Here is a 20533-nt window from a genome sequence, read left to right on the forward strand (position 1 = left end):
AGCGAAATTGGCGAAAATCGCCAGCCTCTGCGACTCGGGCCCTGGTCGGCGTTGCTCAGGCCGACGGGCAGGCGGCGGCGTCCTTGCTCGCGAGCAGCGCGTCGAGCGCGAGTTCGCGCGCCCTGGTCGCGGGCAGGCCGAGCGCGCGGGCCATCGGCGCGCCCATCAACGCGTCGCCCAGCGCCATCAGGACCAGCGTCAGCGTCTGGTCCTGGATCGGCTGGTCGCCGGGCATGTCGCCCTCGGCAAGTTCGTCAACCAGATCGTGGATCGCGGTGAGAATCGGGTCGAGCGCGTCGGTGTTGCCCGACAGGATCATCCAGCTCGCCAGCGCGCCCGCGCCGCCCTTGCCGAATGCGTCGAACGTCATCTCGACCACTTCGCGCGGATCCAGTTCGCCCGCGCGCACGCGCAGCACTGCGGCGCCGATCGTGCCGACGATGTCCGCCGCCATCCGCGTGATCAGTGCGGTCTGCAGCGCCTCGGCCGAGCCGAAATGGTGGAGCAGATTGGCGTGCGTCCGCCCGATCCGGCCCGCCACCGCCTTCAGCGTGACCGCGCCGGGACCGCTTTCAACCAGCAGCGCGCGCGCTGCCTCGACTGCGGCATCACGCGATTCGGTCGGGGAGAGGCGCTTGCGGGGTGTTGACGTCACGAAATGAAAAACCTACTTACAACTGTGTCAGTAATGACAATCTGTCTCTGTTTGGAGGTTTCCGTGGCGAAAGCAACCACACCCGTCGATCTGACGATCACACCGCGCGATCGTCGTTTTGGCCGGGGCTCGCCGATTCGCCGGTGGTGGCTGAACGACGATCCGATCGCGACGGCCTTTTACAACGCCTTGTCGGTCACTTTTCCCAAGGGCGAGGGCTATTTCGTCGACAGCGTTCGCCGGTTTCGCGACGGCACGCCGCCCAAGCTGACCGCCGAGATCAACGCGTTCATCAAGCAGGAGGTGATCCACACCCGCGAGCATGTCGCGTTCAACCGCCACGTCACCGACCAGGGGTATGACGTCGCGCCGCTGATCGCCGATGTCGACGCCGCGCTCGCGCTGACCAAGGGGCGCCCGCCGATCGCGAGCCTCGCCGCGACGACCGCGCTCGAGCATTTCACCGCGATGCTCGCGCATGAATTGATCGCGAACCCCCGGCACCTCGCCGGCGGCGATCAGCAGGCGGCGGCGCTGTGGCAATGGCATGCCGCCGAGGAGATCGAGCATAAGGGCGTCGCCTATGACACCTGGTTGCACGCGACCCGCGACTGGCCTCGGTTCACCCGCTGGCGGGTCAAGTCGCTGGTGATGCTGATCACGACGTGGCGCTTCTTCACGGGGCGGGCGCGCGGCATGACCGAATTGCTGCGGCAGGACGGGCTCACGGGCCCGCGGATCTGGGCGCGGATGGCATGGTATGCGTTCGGCAACCCGGGCATGGCGCGCAAGATAGCGGGCGTGTGGGCGGCCTATTTCCTGCCCGGCTTCCATCCCTGGAAACACGACGACCGCGCGCTGATCGCGCTGGCCGAAAGTGATTATGAGGCGGCGGTGCTGCCGGTCGAGAAGCGGGCGGTGGTGGTGGCCTGAGCTACGGTTGCGGCCTCTCTTCTGCCACGTTCTCCCGCGAAGGCGGGAGCCCAGAGTCCCAAACGGCACCGCCCGCGACTCCTGGACCCCCGCCTTCGCGGGGGGACGGGGAGTAGGGCGAATCGTCGCCAACAATTCCACCCCGGCGGAGGCCGGGGCCCAGTTGGAAAGGTCGTAGTAACGACGCGATGACCGCAGTCAACGACGTTCCCCAACTGGACCCCGGCCTCCGCCGGGGTGGTGAACCACAGCCGGGATGCGCGAATCACGCCGCCATCGGCATCGGCGCACATCGGTCCTCATCGAGCACCAGTTCGAACAGTACGGCCTGAGCCTCGCCGCCACGCCCGCGCGACGCCCGAGGCTCGACCCGCCCGGTCGGCCGGAAGCCGAGCTTGGCCAGGACGCGGCCGGACGCGGGATTGTCGACGAAATGGAACGCCTCGAGCCGCCGGAGCCCGAGCGCATGGCGCGCGATCGCGATCACCGCCTCGCCAGCTTCAGTCGCATAGCCGCGTCCCCAGGCATCGGGCGTCACCCAATAGCCGAGCTCATGGCCATACCCGTCCGGCGATGCATGGATATCGATGCCGCCAATCAGCCGCGGCGCGCCGGGGTCGAGCGCATCGATCAGGAAGCGCGGCTGATGCTCGCCGCGCGGCTGCGCCAGAAAGGCCGCCGCGTCGCCGAGTGAATAGGGCCAGGGTGCCCGCGTCAGCTTGGCGATCACGGCTTCGTGCCCGATCGCCTGCGTCAGCGCAGGCGCATCCTCGGGCCAGCCGGGCCGCAAGGTCAGTCTCTTCGTGCGCGCGAACATTGCTCTCTTCCTCTCGCGTCGTCGGCTGCGCGCATGCCACGTCAGGATGACGGGACGGCGACAGCCAAGGGGAGGGAGCAATAAAAAAGGGAGCCGGGGTGACCCGTCTCCCTTGTTCAGGTTCGCTTTCGCGACCCGGGTCACCCTGGTGGGCAACCCGGATGGTTACCCGATGTTATTCGGCTGCAACTGCCATGTCGGCGGCATCATTCGCTGCCAGCTCGACCGAGCAGAACTTGCGACCAAGTTTGCCCTGGCTGAACACGACGCGGCCATCGACCAGCGCGAACAGCGTATGGTCCGTGCCGATGCCGACATTGGTGCCCGGATAGAACTTCGTCCCGCGCTGGCGCACGAGGATGTTGCCGGCAACGCATGCCTGGCCACCGAACTTCTTCACGCCGAGACGACGACCGGCTGAATCGCGACCGTTGCGCGAAGAGCCGCCTGCTTTCTTATGTGCCATCTGAAACTACTCCTTATGCCTGAGCGGCCGGGGCGTCAGCCTCGGTCTGCTTGGCGGTCTGGCCGCCGACGGACACGATCTTCAGGATCGTGTGCTGCTGGCGATGGCCGTTCTTGCGACGATAGTTATGACGACGACGCTTCTTGAAGACGATGACCTTGTCCGCCTTCGCCTGAGCGATGATCTCTGCAGCGACGGTGAAACCCTCGACCGAGCGCAGTTCCGAGCCTTCGCCCGCCAACAGCACATCACCCAGCGTCACCGACGCACCTGCATCGCCCTCGATCTTTTCGACGACGATCTTATCTCCGGCGGCGACGCGATACTGCTTGCCGCCCGTGCGCACGACTGCGAACATGGCCCTTGTCACTTTCCAAATACATGTGCCCCACGAACGCAGGGTCCGCCGGGAGAAGCCGGGGAGCTAAGCGAGGGGCGTGACGATGTCAACCAAGAAGGGCCATTGCGGGGGGCGAAAACATCGCAGGTCCTGGCAGGAACCGCGTCAGGACGCTGTGCCCGAACCGGCGATCAGTGCCGGTGGACGGCGCGCAGCGTGTAGCGACCATCGGCAAAGTCGGTGAACAATCCGGCGATACCGGGATGGTCCACCGGTTCGTCACCCGCATCGGATACCAGGTTCTGCTGGCTGACATAGGCGACGTAGCTCGACTCGCGATTCTCGGCGAGCAGATGGTAGAAGGGCTGATCCTTCTTCGGCCGCATCTGTTCGGGAATCGCCTCGTACCATTCATCGGTGTTGGCAAAGACCGGATCCACGTCGAACACGACTCCGCGGAAATCGAACAGGCGGTGCCGGACGATATCGCCGATCGAGAAATTCGCATGGACGATCGGCGGGGCAACGACCTCGACCGCCGCCGCCGGTGCCGGCTCGGACGAGAGGGCATCGGACGCGGCGATGTCGGGGGTGGCGGGGTCGATGGGGATGTCGTGGCGGGGCATGGCGACAATTTAAGCGCTGTTTCGCGACGCACAAGCCGGGCCGCTCGTGATTGCAAAAACCCTCTTGCACTGCGGCAAGGTCTGATTTAGAGGCCCGCCCTCGACCGATCGGAGGCGCTGCTCGCAGCACTTCGGATGACCTTGCGGAGAGGTGGCAGAGTGGTCGAACGTACCGCACTCGAAATGCGGCGTACCCGCGAGGGTACCGTGGGTTCGAATCCCACCCTCTCCGCCATTTACCTTGCGCCATGTGGGTCACAGAGGCCCCTGGCCCCCCCGCCGGGGCCGCGCACTTCTCTATAGCTATCGTCCGATGATCCGCTGCTGTGGACAGCGCATTCATGTGCTCAGAGCAGTAGTCACGGGCGACGGTCAGGGAGGCGGTGCGTTGTCTCCCATGCCCGTCCCGGCCAAGGCCCCCTCCAGATCGAGACCGCGATGCGTACGTTCCTTCTGAACATCCTGCTGGCGGCCGGACTGGTGGCCCTGGCCGTCCTTTCGCGGTTCATGCTGCTTGATACCTATTCCCGCTGGCAGATCGCGGCGTTCTGGCTGCTGGCGGCGCTGCTCGAATGGGGCGTCAAACCACGGATTGGTCTGAAAGCACGCTGGCTGACCGCGCTCGCCACCGCGATCGCGACGACGTTGGCGATCTTCGCCGTGCGCTGGCACGTCGAAGGCCTGTGCCCGCACACCTGGCCGCAATGCGCGTCCTATCCGTTCTGGCGTGTCGTCCTGCACCTGATCCAGCGCGCATAGACCGGACGTGCGCCCCGGTATCGCCAAAGCAACGCCGGAAGCGTGGCCCGACGGCAACAAGTCCCGATAAAGTACAATGATCGACGATAGACCGGCAATTTTTCGTGGAGAAATTCTTCTGTATCCGCCTAGGCGTTGAATTGCTTGAACTCGCCTGTGTGCTGGCTCGGCGTGAACCGCATCGACGGCGCTCGTAAGCAATGCTGCATTGCCCAGTGGCGTCGCCAGTCCGGTTTCATCATTCGTTCAATATACCGGGCGGCACGTCATGAAGATTGCTTTCTTTCTTTCGAACTATCCCGTTCTTTCGGAAACGTTCGTCGTTCGTCAGATCAGGGGTATGATCGACCTCGGGCATGAGGTTACGATCATTACCGGCCAGCATGATCGTTCTGTCGATGATCCACTATCCGGTGCCGCGCGTATCGTCTCCGTTCGCGCGAATACAGGAGGCTCATCGCCGATCGCGCATTTGCTGAAAAAGTCGGCTCGACTTCTGCTTGGCGCGCAATCCGGCAAGAGCCGACGGCGAATTCGCGCAGGACTTACTGGTTTGCGCGATGGAATTGTCGCGCCGATCGTCGATATTCTCAGTGTCGGCGAACAGGGACTTGGTCATTTCGATGCCATCATCGCGCATTTCGGTCCCGCGGGCGTGCGGGCGATGTATCTGCGCGACGCCGGTCTGATCTCGGGCCCGATCGCCACTGTCTTTCATGGTCTTGACGTGACCGAGCATGGTCTCGTCAAAAAATTCCTGCCGCATTACCGCCGCCTCTTCACTCAGACCGAAGCACTGCTTCCGATCAGTGAATTGTGGAAGAAGAAGCTGATCGGCTGGGGTGCTGACCCGGCGATGATCACGGTCCACCGGATGGGGGTCGACGTCAGCGACTTTCCAATGCCGCAGCCACGTCGCGGCGCTGCCGGGCCATTGCGGCTGCTGACGACGGCGCGCTTCGTCCAAAAAAAGGGGCTGATCTACGCGATCAACGCCATGTGCGCCGCGCCGGGCGACTCGCATCTGTCGATCATCGGCTACGGGCCGCTGGAAAAGGAACTGCGCGAGGCCGCTGCGGCCTGTCCTGCGCGCGTGACGTTCCTCGGCAAGATCCCGCACCGCGAGGTGCTTGCGGAGCTCAAGCGGTCCGACGTGTTCCTGCTGCCCTCCGTCGTCGCCGACAATGGCGACATGGAAGGGATTCCCGTGTCGTTGATGGAGGCCATGGCGCTCGGCGTCATCACCGTCTCCACCTGGCATAGCGGCATCCCGGAACTCATCGACGACGGCGTCGAGGGCTTTCTGGTCGAAGAGCGCAATGCCGGACAGATCGCCGACATCATAACGACAATCGAATCGGGGGAGGTGGATCTGGCGAGCATGCGGGTGGCGGCACGCGCCAAGATCGAGCGCGAATTCGACAATAGCGAGCTCGATACCAGACTCGAGCAGATTGCGTTCACGCTAGCGGGCATCGTTCCGGCGACGGAGCCGGTACGCGTGGCGGAAGCGGTGTCCTGATGCTCATCTGCTGGCATCGCCTCGGCGAATGGCGCGTTGTTTCAGTGGATGAGGCCGGTGGCGAGACTTGGGTGCGGCAATGCAAGAAGTGCGCATACTCCCAATCGCGCTTTTCCTTCGGGAGACGGCCGCACCAGCGTTGATGCTGCCGTCCCGAAATCGGGTATCGTAAGTCCGACTTTATACCGCCCGGCCACAACCGCGCGGGGTCAGCGGCCGAGCAGGCGGTCGAGATAGGCGTCCTTGTGCTTGGGGCCAAAACCGCCCTTTTTCGGTTCGATCTTGAACAGATACCGCTCGTTCCAGGCCGCGCCGCCGCCCCACCAGGTCACGCCGACGACCGTATCGGCATTGGTTTTGAGATAGGCGATCGCCGCTGCGCCTGCCGCCTCGCAGCTCGGCGGTATCGCCCCAGCGCGTCCGAACGCCGATTCGGTGATGATCCCCTTCAACCCGCGCGCCCGCAGCTCGGACGCGAAATTGTCATAGCCCGGCGTCCCCGTGCAGCTCGGCTGGGTTCCGCTCGACCCCTTGTCGAAATAGCGGTGCCCGTTGATGATGGTCAGGCCGAGCGGATCCTTCAGCCCGCCCGCGCGGTCGAGTGCGACCAGCGCGCTTTCGGACGGCTTGGCGGCGTCCTCGCGCTTGCGCAGCCGGAAGGTGGCGGAGGACCCGGGATATTCCGGCGCGATCACATTGCGGATCCCCGCGGCGCGCAGGCCCGCGATGATCTGGTTGGTATCGCGCGCCCATTGATCCCAGTCATTGGTCAGCACCGGGTCGTCGAAATGCTTCGGCTCGTTCATCGGGTCGATGATGATCCGGTCGGAGCGCGGCATGCTCGCCATCAGCGACGTCCAGAACGCAACCTGTTCGGATACCGATGGCCAGCTATAATCGTGACGATCGAGCACGACATAGGCACCGCGGTCGAGCGCGGCGCGCGTCGCTGCTACCAACTTCCTGCGGATCGCCGGGTCCGCCATCTGCGGTCCCTTGAACGGCAGGCGGACCATCGTGAATCCCTTGTCGAGATAGGCGCGGACCGACGCGGGCGTCGGGCAGAGCGTACCGTCGGCGACAAAGCTGCACCCGGCGATGTTCACACCGAAGACGGGGCCCCTGATACGGACGTTGGTGCTTGCGCTGGACCTCACGGGCGCGTTTGCCTTTTGAGGTGCGAGGGGTGGGGGCATGCGCTGCGGGGAGGGCGCGGCCGAGGCCGGACAGCCCAGTCCGGCGGCGGCGATGGCAAGGCCGACAAGTCCGGTGGCGATCGATGGTCGGGTCATGACATGTACCTGGCGAATAAGGGTGAAAGCGAATCGGTCGCGCTTCGGATCCGCCTCCCTATCATCGAATGTCGGGATGCCTGGCGTCGATCAGGGACCGGGGTCTAGCGCCGCGTCATCGCGGGGACTTGTCCCGAGACTGCTCTCATGCCTGGCAAAGCGCCGTCGAGATCCGCGCGCATCATGCAACCGAGCGCGATCGCCGCGGTGCGTCGCGTCATGTGGCAACGATAGGATATGAGATTGGAGGCCCGACCGGGAATCGAACCCGGGTGCGAGGATTTGCAGTCCTCTACGTCACCACTCCGCCATCGGGCCTCGATGCGCTGCGGACGGCGCAAATGCGTGGTTTCGGCCGCCGCGTCAACGCCCCCGACGAGATAGTTCGCACTTTTTTCTGGCGAGTTCGCAATCATGCCATCGCCTCCAGCTTTTCGCCGGCTCTTTTCGACGCTTTACGCTGCTCAATATACTTCATCGCCATCTGATAAGTGCGATGCCCCAGGACGGCAGCGATCTCTGCAATCGTGCATCCAGCTTCTTCCAGCTGCGCAGCGGCCGCATAGCGAAGGCCATGCATCGTCCGGTGGGGCATTTCCTCGATCGCGAGCATCGACCGTGCGAGTGCTTGGGATAGGCTTCCAGCGGTATACGACTTCCCGACGATGCTGAGAGCCATAACGACGGCTTTCTTGCCTCCGGTGGCCTTCAGGCGGTCGAGGTGATCGCGCAGTCGCGGATGGCAGTAGATATCGAGAAACTCGTCCGTCTTGTCCTGCCGTACACGAATGGTGCTGCCCTTGTAGTCGTTCCACGTCATCGCAACGACGTCCGAGGCGCGTTGCCCGGTGTAGAGTGCCAGCAATACCGGCGTAATGACATGCGAAGGTGCGTGAGCGAGGTACAACTCGATCTCCTCGTCAGACCACGGCACGTAAGGATTGACCTTGTGCTTGAGTCTTTTGAGCCCCTTCACCGGGTTAAATCCTTCTGGAACTAGTTCGGCTTCATCTGCCCAACTGTAGAGGCGGCTCGTCATCTGTCGGATCTTGTCCGCCTTGCGCGGCGTCGCTCGATATGAGTCGCGGACGGCCTTGATCATTCGGCGCGTCGTTAACGCGAATGGCTCTTCGCCAAGCTCTTCGATAATCAGTTCGCACGTTCCGGAATAATCGTCCCGCGTAGCTTCCGCGAGCGCGCCGAACTCGGCACTGGCAAGGTATTGCCGAACCAGCCACGTCCACGACGATCGCGAGGGCGCAGCCTTCGGCGTGGCTTGTGCCATTGCCAGCAATACGGCGTATCGCGCATGAAATTCAGCGTCGCCGGGTGAACCGGGCAAAGGGACGTCCAAATCCACTCGGCGAAAGCGCCAGTACCGGCCTTTGGCCAGGTATGTATATTTAAGGTTCTTACCCACGATTACGCCGTCGCTCTAGGAAAGCGCTTTCGACGTCCTTCGCAGCGCGATCGACTTCGGCCGGCGTCATAGGCTGGCCTGCAACGCGATCGGCGTAGAGATCGAGCGAGCGGCGATCGTAGCGAACGCACCGGCCTTGCTCGATCGGCACGATACCGAACGATCGGAACGTGTTTTCGCTAACACTAAGATAGGCGGCAGCAAGTTTGATGGGCATCCAGCGAGGCCAATCTGGCAGGGCAGCACGGTCAGACATCGTAATGCCCCCCGCACCCCGCCTTAGAGGCCGGGCTTGACGGGGTTCCGTTTGGAAGGGCTGCTAGCTCGCCCAGATCGAGCAAAATGCAAACGGGTGCAGGGAGACGGCTCCCATCAAGAGGAGGTCGCCGATCGAGTTTCCAGGCGCTTTCTTGATCGGACCAATAGACCATCAAGAAACCCTCTGCTTCAACCAATTGAAGGAAGAGCCAAAGGTTCTCGATGTCAGCCTTGGAAAGAGCAGATGCAGCATTTAGCACCGATGCTCGAAATTCTGGCTTTTCGTAACGGGTGATTAGCTCCAGCCGTCTCGCATCCTTATGACGATCATAAATACGACGAAGGTTTTCCAGATTGCTTTGCAAGCTACCGGGATCCTCGATCTCCTCGATAATCGCCCCCAGTGCGTCCGTTGGGGCCAACGAACGCAAAAACACTTTGATCGCCACTTGCAATGGCGCTGCTATCGCTGCGAGTGCATCCAAGCTCAGTCCAGATGAACGTGCGTTCGCAAGCACTTTTGCGACGCGCGCTTGGTGCAAATCGAACCTGAGAGCCCTGCCTCTTCCGGCAGGGGCATCAATTGGCACGATCAAGCCATGACGAAGCCAGACGGTGAAAACATCGTTGTCGATGCCTACAAACCGGACAATGTCGCTACGGGAGTGATGATCGCTGGTCATAGTGCTGTCGTATGACTGTGGATCATAATCGTCAACCTGCTTTCTCATGGTCGACCAGGAGCATTCCTGGTCGACCATGCGCGCAAAATCCATTTGGCTTTCGGTGTCAGGGCCGAACTGGCATAGAGCCTCCTGGTCGGTCGGCGGGCGGATCACCAAACACGATCCTGCGGCATCACATTTAGATTCATGCCGCGTCTCTTTTGCAGGGAGCATGCTCCTGATACCGGTGATCGCTCCACATCTCCGAAAACGTAACACCCAACGCGTTCAGCTTTTCGGCTTTCTCCACAATGATTTCCAGTAAAACCCTAATGTTAACCCATTCAGAAACGTCGCCCGTCGTCGAATATTTTTGTAGAGAATCTATGCAATCCTCGACCATGACGGCCATCGTCTGGATCTGACGCCCATCATCTTTGATGTCTTCCAAGCGCCATGCGATGCTTTCACCGATCTCCATTACGCGAGTCTGCCAATAAACGTCGTTGCTTCGTGACTGGCACGATCGCCGAAAACGTCTTGGTCTATCTGAAGCAGAGCTTTCACTTCGCCGCGCTGTGAGGGCGTGAGCACTTTGCAGACGGCAAGAGCGATCAACAGTTCGGAAGTGCGGCGTGAGGCGCTTGTTGGCCAGTCGGGACGCTCGCGCCGGCGACGGTAAGCAAGGGGGCCAGCTTTGCCAGAGGCTGGGGTGGGAAACGCAACGACATTCGTGCTACAGGAATCGGCAGCCATGGCAGTACCTCCTAAGGGTCTGTTGTGGTGAGAGCCGAATGGTCGTTGGTAGCTTCCGTTCGGCTCGCTTTCTTGATATCAAGGTTTCGATGGCAGATCAAGAAACTTTGATACCAAAGAAACGAGGTCCAAAACCGACCGGTCAGGGGACGCCTGTGATGGTACGGCTCCAACCCCACCAGTTGGCTGCGCTTGATCGCTGGATCGAAGCGCAGCCGAAACCGCGTCTGACGCGGCCGGAGGCGCTGCGCCGACTGGCGGATCTAGGCCTCACAAACCAATAGTAGCGGCTTAACGACAGTTTTCGTATTTACCAATGAATGGCAAAAGCCAGCGGAATAACCTGAATTAGAAAGGCCGCTTTCAAACGGGAAAGGGGGTGCTCATGGAGACAGGGCCGTCCTCGCCCTCCTGTCCGGCCTCGACGAAGTTTTCAAGCGCCCGACTGTATAGTCGAGGCAGAGCAGCATCACCTACTTCGTGGATCAGTTTACCTTCTCCGGATTGCGACCTAGCGCTCGGTCCATGACGTCGCGGCAATTGTGGTAGACAGACGTTCTTTCATTTGATGGGGCAGGGGGGGGGCTAAACGGTCGTTCCTGGTGGAAAGCGGCCTGTCCGCTATCGAGCAGCGATTGTTGTAGACGGCCATTCGTTCAGATGGCGGGGCAGGAGCTCATGCGGTCGCTTCCTGATGGAAACGGGAAGGGCCACCTTGGAGCTGCAGCCTGAGATAAGCGGACGTTTGTTCAAACAAGTGGCGTCCTCCAGCCGCACACTCTGTGGTGGCGCTTCGCGCGGCGCGGCTGGGACGAGCGGCTGAAGGAGGCCGGCGCCCAGCTGTGCTACACCGGCCGCTCGGCTGACGTCCAAGCCGTGAGGCTATGATCCTGCAGCCATCATCGCCGCGTAGTCGTCGATCACCGTCACGATGCGATCGAGGATGGTGCGCATCGCGTCGAATTCGACGATCGTCCGGTTCTTCTTGATCACATACTCGGCGAAAAGGCTCTTTCCGTACTCCTTCGTAATATCGATATCTTTGCCGAGATTGAGCGTTTTTCCTCCCAGCTTCTCGTCGCGCCATTTCGAAGGAAGGAAATCCTCGATCATCGTCGCAGCCCCCGTGTCGGTCAGAGGGGTCGGGACGATATAAAGGTTGTCTCCGATGAAGTAGAACGGATCCTTTCCATCGCATGTGCCCTTCGTGATGGCTCGCACGACCTTGTAAATGCCGTCGGCCCCAGCGTCGTTGTCAATTAGGAGGATCACCGGAAACCGCTCTGCATAAGGCGCGGTGAACGGCGTCAGATTCTTGCGGTATTCCTTGATCAGGTTGTTGAAGTGACCCGAGCCCCCGGCGATGCCGAGCAGACGCTTCGTGTGGTCGGAATAGTTGAACAGTTTTACCTTGACCGAGACCGCTTCGCCCTTCTTGTCGGCCAGCTTCGCGTAGTCGTCGGCGAACGCCTGGATCGCGCACCGGACGTAGATGTTGTCTGTCTTACCCTCGCATAGGATCGTTGGCATCGATGGCGCATAGAAGTGTCGATAGAGCAGGAAGGCCCTGTAGACTTTCTCGACGCCTGAGAGCTTGTGGTCGCGCTCGACGACCTGCTTGTGCCGCTTGACGCTGTCGATGAAGCTCAGCACGCCTTCCATCTGATCGAGCGTCCCATCGGCATCCTCAACAACCGTCGAGCCGTCGTCCTTACAGATTGTCTGTTTGATCTGATACTTGCCGGTCTTGAACAACCTGTGGCATTTAGCACGCGTATCCCGATAGTATTCCGATCGGATGTTGACCTTCTCGTTTACAATCAGTCCGGTAACATCCTGCCGTGACTGCCGCAGCTGCATCCTAGTCTTGACGGGGTTGAGCTCGAAACCGGCTCTTTGGATCACGCCTTTCAGTGTGGGGCCGGCGATCCACTGCCCTCCTGCATCTATTGCGGCGACCTCTTCCGGGAAGGCGCGGCCGTTGGTCGAGAACGTCAGGTCATCGGCATAGCGAGTGTAGTGCAACCCGAAGCGTCGGGCGAGCTTGGCCAGCCGCACGTCGAGGATGTGCGCGATGAGGTTCGAGACGACTGGGGATGTTGGCGCTCCCTGAGGCAGACTGTTTTCATAGCACACGATGTGCGCGAGGACCGTTGCAACGCGCTCGTGGAGCGCGAAGTGCTTGTTAGTCATCAGAAAACCGCGCACCCGTCCAAAATTAATGGTCCCAAAGAAGTCGGCGAGGTCGACGTTGAGGACGAAGCGACGGCTACGATGCTGATAGGCGTTGGTGATAATCGAGTGACCGCGTCGAAAGCCGTGAGACAGCTTCTCCTTCTGCGATCGCGCCTCGTTGATGTCGGCAATGCAGTCCTGGAGCAGTTCCGCCAGCCTAGCCTGGACGTTCTTGAGCTTCGGCTCCGGCGCCTTGATCGTCCGGGTTCCGCCCCGCGACTTGGGAATCTCGAACACGGTGTATCTGGGCTGCTGCTTGTAAATCACCCATGCGAAGGCCTTAGGATGGAATCCCAGCAGCAGTGCGACATCGGTGAGCGATGTCGCCATCTTTAGGTCGTCGATCCTCTTCACGGTCCCCGCCATCAGTCCATCGGCTCGCGGACACTCCTTCGCAGGCGTAAGGCCCTCAGAGATTGCCCATATGGACCGCAGGAGCAATTCTCCCGCACATTCTTTTCACGTGTCGCGAAACGCGACAAAAAATCTGTCCGCGAGCCAAATTGGAACTTAGCCGTCGAGCCGCCCATGGCAACTGTAAAAGGCGTGGCTGAATTGCTACAGCGACCCCTGTCTCATCCGGGATCACGCGATCGCATCGCCTCCCGGTATGCCTCTAAAAACGTGCGTTGAAACCGCAGATGGCTTCAGCCCAGAGCGCGTCGAGCCTTCGTCCAACTTGCGCCGATGACCGCAGGGCGGGAGGTGGTCGAGACCGCACCACTCAGTTCCCGCTGCACACCCATCCGATGTCCTCTCTGCGGGAGGAACTGACCGCTGCCGCGTACGACCATGCAAGGACGTCGCCAACATCAGGGACGGACTGCACGTCGACGTGGCGGGCGTGATCCTCGTCCGGCAGAAGCCCGGCAGCGCCAAGGGCAGCTCTTAATTGCCATCGAGGACGAGACCGGCGTCGACCAAGGCATCCTGTGTCCGGACCGTTTCGAGGCCCGGTGCCGGACGGTCATGTCGGCGACGATGGTGTCGGCATATAGACAGATGCGGTAAAGCAGCCGTTGAGAGACGTGGTTCGGGGGCAGGCAATCGGTTTTGACTGCCGACAGTTAGCGACCACGGTCAGTCATTCAGCTCGGCCACCGGGTCGTCCGCTCCAGATAAAAGCTGCCAAAGGCGCTTTCCGAAGCGATCCGTCAGCAAGCTTACGCAGCCCGCGGCGATCAGCACCCTCGACACGATCAAGGCTGAGACTGCGCTGTCCAACGCACGCGCATCGCTATACGCTGCGCAACACGCCGGGCGGCTTGCCAATGCAGAACTTGCGGAATGATGCCGCGATCCACTGGAGCTTTTGATATGTGGCGGCGACAGATGACCATCAGGATGCCGGTTAAACAGCTATATGCTGTCTTAGCGTGACGGAACCGGCGGCAGAGTCCCTGGCCAAGGAGATCGTGTGGCCCTCCATCGATGATGCCGGCCCTGCCGAAGAGGGCGGGCCGATCGCGCGCAGCGGCTTCAGCTACCAGGATGAGGTCGCCGTCGGCTTCCTGATGGACATGATCGGCGATCCGACCTTGTTGAAGATCCATTTCGAAACGCATGATGATCTCGTTCTCGTGCGATCGACCGATACCGACACCGTCCGGATCGCTGAATATGTGCAGGTCAAGGCGGAGAAGCCCGATCAACTCTGGACCGTCGCGACGCTGTGCGAGAAGAAGAAGACGCCCGCCAGCTCGCTGTTCGAACGATCGCTCGCACGCGACTGTCACGCTGAAGCCGCACGTTTTCGCATCGTCACACTGCGGTCGCCGGCGAGCCCGCTCGAGCCTCTGACCTACGCGGTCGAGTCTGAGTTCCGGTCCTTCACCTGTGAAGCGATGGCCGCGCTCCTCGCTGAACTCAACCGGCGCTTTCCGGACGTCAAATCCCCAAAAGGTGCCGATTCCTCCTACTGGCTGACCCATTGCCGCTGGGAGGCACGGCATGACTATCAGACCGTCGTCCAGGGCAACCAGCGGCGCCTGTTTCTGCTCGCTAGTGCGGCCGGCTGCATGTTGCTGATCGAACAGGTCATGACCCTGCTCGAGGAACTGCGGGTCGTCGCGAAAACAGCCAGCGATCTGCTTTGGACGCCGCACCGATTGCGCAAGATCATTTCTCGCGAGACGATCGTAGCATGGTGGCGAGGCAAATTGCGCGAGATTGGGGAGGGCGCCGCGCAAAAGTCAGGCGGGAAACTGGCTGAAAAGCTTTCCGCCGTCGGGATTTCCGACGATATCATCGAGTTGGCGGTCGAATTGCGCCGCGATTACGGCGCGCTGGTCCGTTCATCCCGTTATATGGAAACCGACGAAACACGTGCGGTCCAGAGCCGCGTCAAATCGGACGCGATGTCCCTCCGCACCCGCCTGATGTCGGGCGTCCTTGTTGCGGACGGCGCGAGCTTTCATGCGCGTTGCGTCGAGCAGATGGACATCATCAACGCCGAGCGGCCGGCGGAACTCCCCGATCAGTCCGCTTATCTGAAGGGCTGTCTCTACGACATCGCTGATCGCTGCCTGCTTCGGTTCGAGCCGCCGGTCGCATGAAGTCACTCTCCCGCCTCGGCACCCAGCCTGCGAGCCTGCCTCTCGCCGCCGACGATATTCTTGAATTCCACGCCGCACGCCTTTTGCTGCTCGTGAAGATATGCGGGACGGCCGGCCGCATCGACGGACTAACCAAGATGGCAAAACTCGATTTCTTCACGCGCTATCCGGATTTCTTCGACGTCGCGCGCGCGGCCGTCTCGAAGACAGATGCTCCAGACGCCGCTGCAGTCGGCGCGGATCGGGCCGTCGAAGCATCGATGGTGCGCCACCATTATGGTCCATGGGACAAGCGCTATTACCATGTGCTTGCCCATCTCGAGGCGAAGCAACTGATCACCGTCATCAAGGATAAGAAGTCTTATCAGATCAGCCTGACGGCGCTTGGCAGGGAATCGACGCAAAGACTGGCGGAGCGTCCCTCATTTGAGCCGCTCATCGCCCGGCTGAAAACGGTAAAGTCTGTGTTCGGGGCGAAGTCGGGTACCTATCTCAAAGACCTTATATATCGACTGTTCGACGCCGAAGTCGGCAAGCGCGAAATGGGGCGTGTGATCCAAAAATGACGACGGCGTTTCTTTCCATCATTTCGCTGAACCGCCGCCTGGCCACGGGCGCTCCCGAGCGCCTGCTCTTCGAGGACGGTGTCAATCTTCTCGTCGGGAGCCCGAACACCGGCAAAACCAAATGGCTCGAGACTCTCGACTATCTGTTCGGCGAACCCGGCGCGGATCCCTTCGAAGACGATGAGGATCAAGGCCTCGCCGCAAAATATGATGCGGCGTCTGCACAGATCCGGGTCGGCGAGGAGACGTTCTGGATCTCGCGCCGTTGGAAGGAAGCGGGCGGCAAGGGCAAGATCTACGTCGATCAGGAGCCTATGCTGGCGAAGGAATTCCAGCATTGGCTCTTTGAAAAGCTCGGCATCCCGCTGCTGCATTTTCCCAAAGGAAATCCGATGTCGGGCCAGACTTGGCCCGAGCTTAGTTTCCGTATGCTGCTGCGCCATATCTACCGGCGGCAGGGCTTCTGGACAGACCTTGCCGACCGCCAGCCTGAAGCCGAACAACTCGCCTGCATCCTCCAATTTGCCGGTCTCGCCGAACATGTCTTCAGCGAGGACTATGGAACGCTCGTCGAGTATAAGCTGCAGGTCGAGCGGTTGAAGATCCGACGCGAGAATTATGCGCTCACCCTTAACGAACTAGCGCGCGAGCTCCTAGCCGACGGTGACATCCAGGTTGATGTCAGCACGGTGACTATTGCCGCTGCGCAGCAGCGGTTGGAGGATCAGCGCCAGAGCCTCCTCGCCGAGCGCGACATATTGCTCTCCCAGACGGCCGGTGCCGTGCTAACCACCGGGCAACGGAGCCGGGTTGCCGAGCTCGGCGTCCAGCGCGCAGCGACGTCCGTGCAGATTGAAAATCTCAGCCGTCGCCGGAACGAGGTGAGCGATCGGCTCGGCGAGCTTCAGCGTTATCGCAGCGATCTGGCGGAAGAGATCGAGCGAATGACCCGCGCCGCGGATGCCGGTGCCATCCTTTCGGATTTGCGGATCACGCATTGCCCGGCCTGCGACCAGATGGTGAAGACATTGTCAGAACACAGCGCTGACTGCTTCCTATGTCATCAGCATCTGCCGGCCGAACCGATCATTGATGGCATGGGGGCGGTTCGGCTGCGCTTCGAGAGTGACCGTCTTGCCGGAGAGCTTGCTGAGGCCGATGAGCTTTTGGCGGTGATCTCGCGAGAGGCTGACAAACTCTCCGCGGACGCAGCCGCGGCCGAAAAGGAGCTGGTCGAAATCGATCAGGAGCTCAGGCCGGCACGGTCGGTGATTGCCGCGCTCGCGGATGATCGCATTGGCGCAGTCGATATGAGGCGCGGACAGCTCGACGAACGCGAACGGCAGCTTGTTCGCGTGAGCGACGCGCTGGATGTCGGCGTTTCGCTAACGAGCGAGATTGTCCGGTTGGAGAAACTGATCGAGCCGCTCGAGACAAGTGTGGCGGCTTCAGCCCGCGCGGTCGATTTCGATGCCGCAGCAGCGCATCTCGAGGACGGAATGAACGCCTATCTCGAGGCGCTGAATCACCTTCAACCAAATACGTGGCGACATAATCGGGTTCGCGTCGAGCTATCGTCTGGGACATTTCGGATCCTCGTGGGTCGGCGCCTTTGGTCAAAGGCACTGGGCGGAACCGACTCCCTTTATTTTCTTATGGCATATCACTATGGTCTGCTCACGTTGTCGACGGTTAAAGGGGCCCATTATCCGGGTCTTGTCGTGATCGACGTGCCCGGCGACTTCCTCGGCGAGAAAATCGGCGACAAAGAAAATTTCATAGTTCAGCCGTTTATTAATATGCTTGCCCAGGAAGCTTATGCTGGGGCGCAACTGATCATCACTGGTGCATCATTTCAGGGTTTGACAGGTGCGCATTTCCAACATCTGCCGCACGTGCATATCGCTTAGAGATATTGCTACACTCGCGTCATCGCGTCCCGTCCAACCTCACCGTCGGCGTGAAGCGTCTCAAATCTGACGCAACTCGGCGTCGCCAGGGTGGGAGTTTGTCGCGTGATCAGCCGTCCCTTGGAACGTCAGCAATCGCAGGTGTTGCTCCGGAATCCGGTCAGACAGCTATCGGTCCAGTTCCTATCGCAATGCCCGGCACGTTAACAGCGCGTGGATTGTCGGGTTCTGGTGACACCGGTCATTCGACAGGCCGCTTGGGAACGACGGTTTCGTCCCAAACCAAGCCGTTTCGACCCGCGCTACTCGACATGAACCAACGGCCGAAGTTGTGAAGGCGGAGGGAGCCCGCGACCGTCCACAAGTGGGTCTGCTCGGCTCAGCCGCCGGGCTTAAAGTACACGCGAAAACGGTCCTCTTCGCCGCCCATGCTGAAGCGCTCGGTGTACCAATCTTCCTCGTGACGCTCAAACGCCTCCCACACGATCAAGCCGAACATGAGCGCAGCGAGGTCTGGGTTCATCCGTGCACCGTTCTCATAGATCGACTGGTACGGTGTATCCCGCCAGTCCGCGCCTGGTATCCAGCTGGCAGTCTCAATCCGACTGCCCTCAATTCGAACATCCAGAGCGTTGCGAATTTCGGCGAGTTCGACGGATGAGAGTCGCGAGCATAGTAGCCGGTAGGTTCGGCCGCGCTCACCGGAGGCAAGAACGCCGCTAACGATTTTGTCGCTGTGCATGTCTCGGATCGTCATCAGCGCGGCCCCTCTTGGATGGTAGCTAACGGGAGCATCACCGCGTTACAACGACGAAGATGGCATGCGGCGGCCCTCCTGAGCAGGCGCCGAATTAGGAAGAGGACGCGGCAGCCTTGTAAGGGCCGGAACTGGGTCCAACGCCAACAAGAAGCTGGCATTCTCCAAGTCGCGGGCAATAAGGCACCTATGCACTCGCACAGGCCATTTAGCCGCCCGCAAACCGGATAGGCGGGTTAAGCCTACAGCGTCGACGCGTCGTCCCTAGTTTCCCGCGTTCCCGAACTCTCCACCGAACTTCACGACATCGATCGCGTCGAGGAAGGCAGCGTGCGTCGTAAAGATCGACATCCCCCGGATCGCCTGATGGAACCCGAGAAAGGCGTGGCGGAAAAGTCGGTCGGCCACTTCCTCGTTCTCGATGCTGCCGAGATGATGAACGGCTCGCGACCTGAGGGCATAGGCGGCCTTGTAGTCGGCAACAGCCTGTCTTCGGTCCGCCACCGCCAGTGTGATCAGGAAGGCGAGCCGCTCGCCAACCATGTGCTGCAAGGGCTCGGTTCCGTCGCGTAGAAGCAGCCGCTCGAGTGCGCTGATCGTGCCAACCAGCCGCTCGACCCGGTCGTGGCGTCCGATTGCGCGGCAGAAGCCGAAGAATGCCGGCCGGATATGCGCGGCATAGTCGCTGAGTGCGCTGCCATCGAAGAATCGCGAGAGGTTTGAGAGCGGGCCTCGCGCTAGCCGATCAATGTCCGCGGCCGCCAGCTTCCACATCGCGAGCCCAGCATGGTGCCATTCGCAGTCATAACCCACGAGGTTGTTATCGTTCACGCGCAGCAGGACCGATTGCGGCAAGTGCGCTTCACCGTAAGGCTGGACCGGACTCGACACAGTGGATGAGATCGCCGCCGGCGACATAAATCGCAGCACTGCGGCTGCCTCCCCGGCCAGCGCGATCGCGCGATCTCGCGCGTAGCGGCGTTCGCCCGCAGTGCGCACCTCGACGCCAGCAAGATTGCCAAATTCGCGGGCCAATTTGTTGTTCTCCTTTCCCGCGTCTGGGTTTTCAGGGTGACGCGCGCGAGCATCGTCGGCCGCCCGCTCGAACCATGCGTTCGGGACGGTAATCAACCGGATATCAGCAAGCGCGACGTCGGTCTCGATCTCGACATAGCTCAGCGGCACGACATAGACGTGCTCGGCAAATGCTTCAGAACAGCGGTCGAGCAGACAGGTGCTGAGGGAATCCGGCGCCTCGCCCTGGTGCCCGGCGGCGCACCAGGTCGCGATTGCCTCTTCGAGAAACCGATCGCCGAAACCGCGGTCGAATGGCGGCTTCTTACGAACGCGCTCGACCAGCAGGCGAAGCGCGCGGTAGCCCTCGCCAGTTAAAACATGCTCGCTGCCAGCCTCGGCGAAGGACCAGCCGGTTGTGCGGCCTGCATAGTCGACGCGCGCCGATACGGGGCTGCTCGACAGCACATGGACCGTCTCCGGCTGGCGGCGCGTTGGGAACGGCTCCGCCAACGGTTGATAGGGCGCTTGCCGTTCGAATAAACCCTTCACCCTGCGCCCGTCGCGATCGAAGGCGGCGGCTGCTTCCAGATGAAGTTCCTCGCGATCAAAAGATACAGGATAGGCCATCGGCTAGTACTAGCAGGTCGTGCGGGGCCGGCTCAACGGGCTTGGTGACGTGGCATCGGTGCTCGCATGGCGCGGTCGGGCCTGTGTAACAGTCACCTGAACGAGCGGCCGGTTTCGGTAAACTGTAGAAGCGGCTCAAGCGACCGGGTTTGGGTCATTGCGGACGACGCAGACTCGCAATCTACACTTACGGCTTTCAATTCTTTAACCGCCATATCGTCTGATTAACGCCCGCCGTAGCATCCGGTCTTCCAGTGAGTAGTACAGCGCGATCCGGTCGCCCTCCGCCACGCTCGACGCGGCAAACGCGATGTCGGTGGCTTCGCGGGTCAGCGCTGGTGGCGGCACGAGCAGCGG

18 protein-coding genes and 2 tRNA genes are annotated in these 20533 nt (G+C 61.3%); 7 read left to right on the forward strand and 13 right to left on the reverse strand.

All coding sequences use genetic code 11. The features are described from left to right. Positions 1-55 precede the first annotated feature (55 nt). Positions 56-655, reverse strand: a complete 600-nt coding sequence (locus sphst_RS08850) for a TetR/AcrR family transcriptional regulator (protein WP_031441339.1) — start codon at positions 653-655, stop codon at positions 56-58. A 33-nt stretch (positions 656-688) separates the two neighbouring features. On the opposite strand from sphst_RS08850, the gene sphst_RS08855 reads away from it, so the two are divergent. After that, the gene (locus sphst_RS08855; protein WP_051916321.1) at positions 689-1588 is read left to right on the forward strand and encodes a metal-dependent hydrolase; all 900 of its coding nucleotides are present in this window, start codon (positions 689-691) and stop codon (positions 1586-1588) included. A gap of 265 nt (positions 1589-1853) precedes the next feature. Here sphst_RS08855 and sphst_RS08860 read toward each other — a convergent pair whose 3' ends face one another. The 4 genes from sphst_RS08860 to hspQ all read right to left on the reverse strand — a co-directional run bounded on the left by sphst_RS08860 (position 1854) and on the right by hspQ (position 3837). Then, entirely contained in the window at positions 1854-2405 is a 552-nt protein-coding gene (locus tag sphst_RS08860; RefSeq protein ID WP_031393731.1) for a GNAT family N-acetyltransferase, read from the reverse strand. 175 nt (positions 2406-2580) lie between these two features. Further along, complete coding sequence (gene rpmA, locus sphst_RS08865) at positions 2581-2871, reverse strand: 50S ribosomal protein L27 (protein ID WP_031393730.1); 291 nt, start codon at positions 2869-2871, stop codon at positions 2581-2583. 13 nt (positions 2872-2884) lie between these two features. Beyond that, positions 2885-3229, reverse strand: coding sequence for a 50S ribosomal protein L21 (rplU, locus tag sphst_RS08870; protein WP_031393729.1), 345 nt, complete (start codon positions 3227-3229; stop codon positions 2885-2887). Positions 3230-3402: 173 nt separating this feature from the next. Beyond that, positions 3403-3837, reverse strand: a complete 435-nt coding sequence (gene hspQ, locus sphst_RS08875; protein WP_081874363.1) for a heat shock protein HspQ — start codon at positions 3835-3837, stop codon at positions 3403-3405. 145 nt (positions 3838-3982) lie between these two features. Between hspQ and sphst_RS08880 the strand changes: the two genes are divergently transcribed. From sphst_RS08880 to sphst_RS08890, 3 genes are all read left to right on the forward strand, one after another. Beyond that, positions 3983-4072 (forward strand) — tRNA-Ser (locus sphst_RS08880). A gap of 203 nt (positions 4073-4275) precedes the next feature. Further along, on the forward strand, positions 4276-4596 hold the full coding sequence (locus sphst_RS08885) for a hypothetical protein (RefSeq protein WP_031393727.1): 321 nt from the start codon (positions 4276-4278) through the stop codon (positions 4594-4596). A gap of 268 nt (positions 4597-4864) precedes the next feature. Further along, positions 4865-6118 carry a glycosyltransferase gene (locus sphst_RS08890; protein WP_051916320.1) on the forward strand — a complete coding sequence of 418 codons (1254 nt, stop codon included), beginning with the start codon at positions 4865-4867 and terminating at the stop codon, positions 6116-6118. Between the two features lie 209 nt (positions 6119-6327). Here the strand turns inward: sphst_RS08890 and sphst_RS08895 are convergent, their stop codons facing one another. The 6 genes from sphst_RS08895 to sphst_RS08925 all read right to left on the reverse strand — a co-directional run bounded on the left by sphst_RS08895 (position 6328) and on the right by sphst_RS08925 (position 13098). Then, entirely contained in the window at positions 6328-7275 is a 948-nt protein-coding gene (locus sphst_RS08895; protein WP_159043552.1) for a cellulase family glycosylhydrolase, read from the reverse strand. A gap of 379 nt (positions 7276-7654) precedes the next feature. Further along, positions 7655-7728 (reverse strand) — tRNA-Cys (locus tag sphst_RS08900). 94 nt (positions 7729-7822) lie between these two features. Further along, positions 7823-8830 carry a tyrosine-type recombinase/integrase gene (locus tag sphst_RS08905; protein WP_159043553.1) on the reverse strand — a complete coding sequence of 336 codons (1008 nt, stop codon included), beginning with the start codon at positions 8828-8830 and terminating at the stop codon, positions 7823-7825. 248 nt (positions 8831-9078) lie between these two features. Continuing rightward, complete coding sequence (locus tag sphst_RS08915) at positions 9079-9927, reverse strand: hypothetical protein (protein ID WP_159043554.1); 849 nt, start codon at positions 9925-9927, stop codon at positions 9079-9081. Positions 9928-9958: 31 nt separating this feature from the next. Continuing rightward, positions 9959-10234: a hypothetical protein gene (locus sphst_RS08920; RefSeq protein ID WP_031393721.1), complete on the reverse strand. Its 276-nt coding sequence runs from the start codon at positions 10232-10234 to the stop codon at positions 9959-9961. Positions 10235-11391: 1157 nt separating this feature from the next. Next, positions 11392-13098, reverse strand: a complete 1707-nt coding sequence (locus sphst_RS08925) for a retron Ec67 family RNA-directed DNA polymerase/endonuclease (RefSeq protein ID WP_159043555.1) — start codon at positions 13096-13098, stop codon at positions 11392-11394. A gap of 1022 nt (positions 13099-14120) precedes the next feature. Here sphst_RS08925 and sphst_RS08935 point away from each other — a divergent pair. From sphst_RS08935 to sphst_RS08945, 3 genes are read left to right on the forward strand one after another with little or no spacing between them, the layout of a single operon-like run. Continuing rightward, positions 14121-15299 carry a dsDNA nuclease domain-containing protein gene (locus sphst_RS08935; RefSeq protein WP_031393598.1) on the forward strand — a complete coding sequence of 393 codons (1179 nt, stop codon included), beginning with the start codon at positions 14121-14123 and terminating at the stop codon, positions 15297-15299. Then, positions 15296-15865, forward strand: coding sequence for a hypothetical protein (locus sphst_RS08940; RefSeq protein ID WP_051916300.1), 570 nt, complete (start codon positions 15296-15298; stop codon positions 15863-15865). Before sphst_RS08935 ends, sphst_RS08940 begins: the two co-directional genes overlap by 4 nt. Continuing rightward, positions 15862-17775 carry a hypothetical protein gene (locus tag sphst_RS08945; RefSeq protein WP_031393596.1) on the forward strand — a complete coding sequence of 638 codons (1914 nt, stop codon included), beginning with the start codon at positions 15862-15864 and terminating at the stop codon, positions 17773-17775. The genes sphst_RS08940 and sphst_RS08945 overlap by 4 nt, the downstream gene beginning before the upstream one ends. A 379-nt stretch (positions 17776-18154) precedes the next feature. Here the strand turns inward: sphst_RS08945 and sphst_RS08950 are convergent, their stop codons facing one another. Together sphst_RS08950 and sphst_RS08955 are read right to left on the reverse strand one after the other, a co-directional pair. Then, a complete protein-coding gene (locus sphst_RS08950) occupies positions 18155-18532 on the reverse strand; it encodes a hypothetical protein (protein WP_043156630.1) in 378 nt (125 codons plus the stop codon). 264 nt (positions 18533-18796) lie between these two features. After that, the gene (locus sphst_RS08955) at positions 18797-20176 is read right to left on the reverse strand and encodes a hypothetical protein (RefSeq protein WP_031393594.1); all 1380 of its coding nucleotides are present in this window, start codon (positions 20174-20176) and stop codon (positions 18797-18799) included. Positions 20177-20533: the final 357 nt, after the last annotated feature.

It is taken from the genome of Sphingomonas sp. STIS6.2, from assembly GCF_000732685.2.
Lineage (GTDB): Bacteria > Pseudomonadota > Alphaproteobacteria > Sphingomonadales > Sphingomonadaceae > Sphingomonas > Sphingomonas aerolata.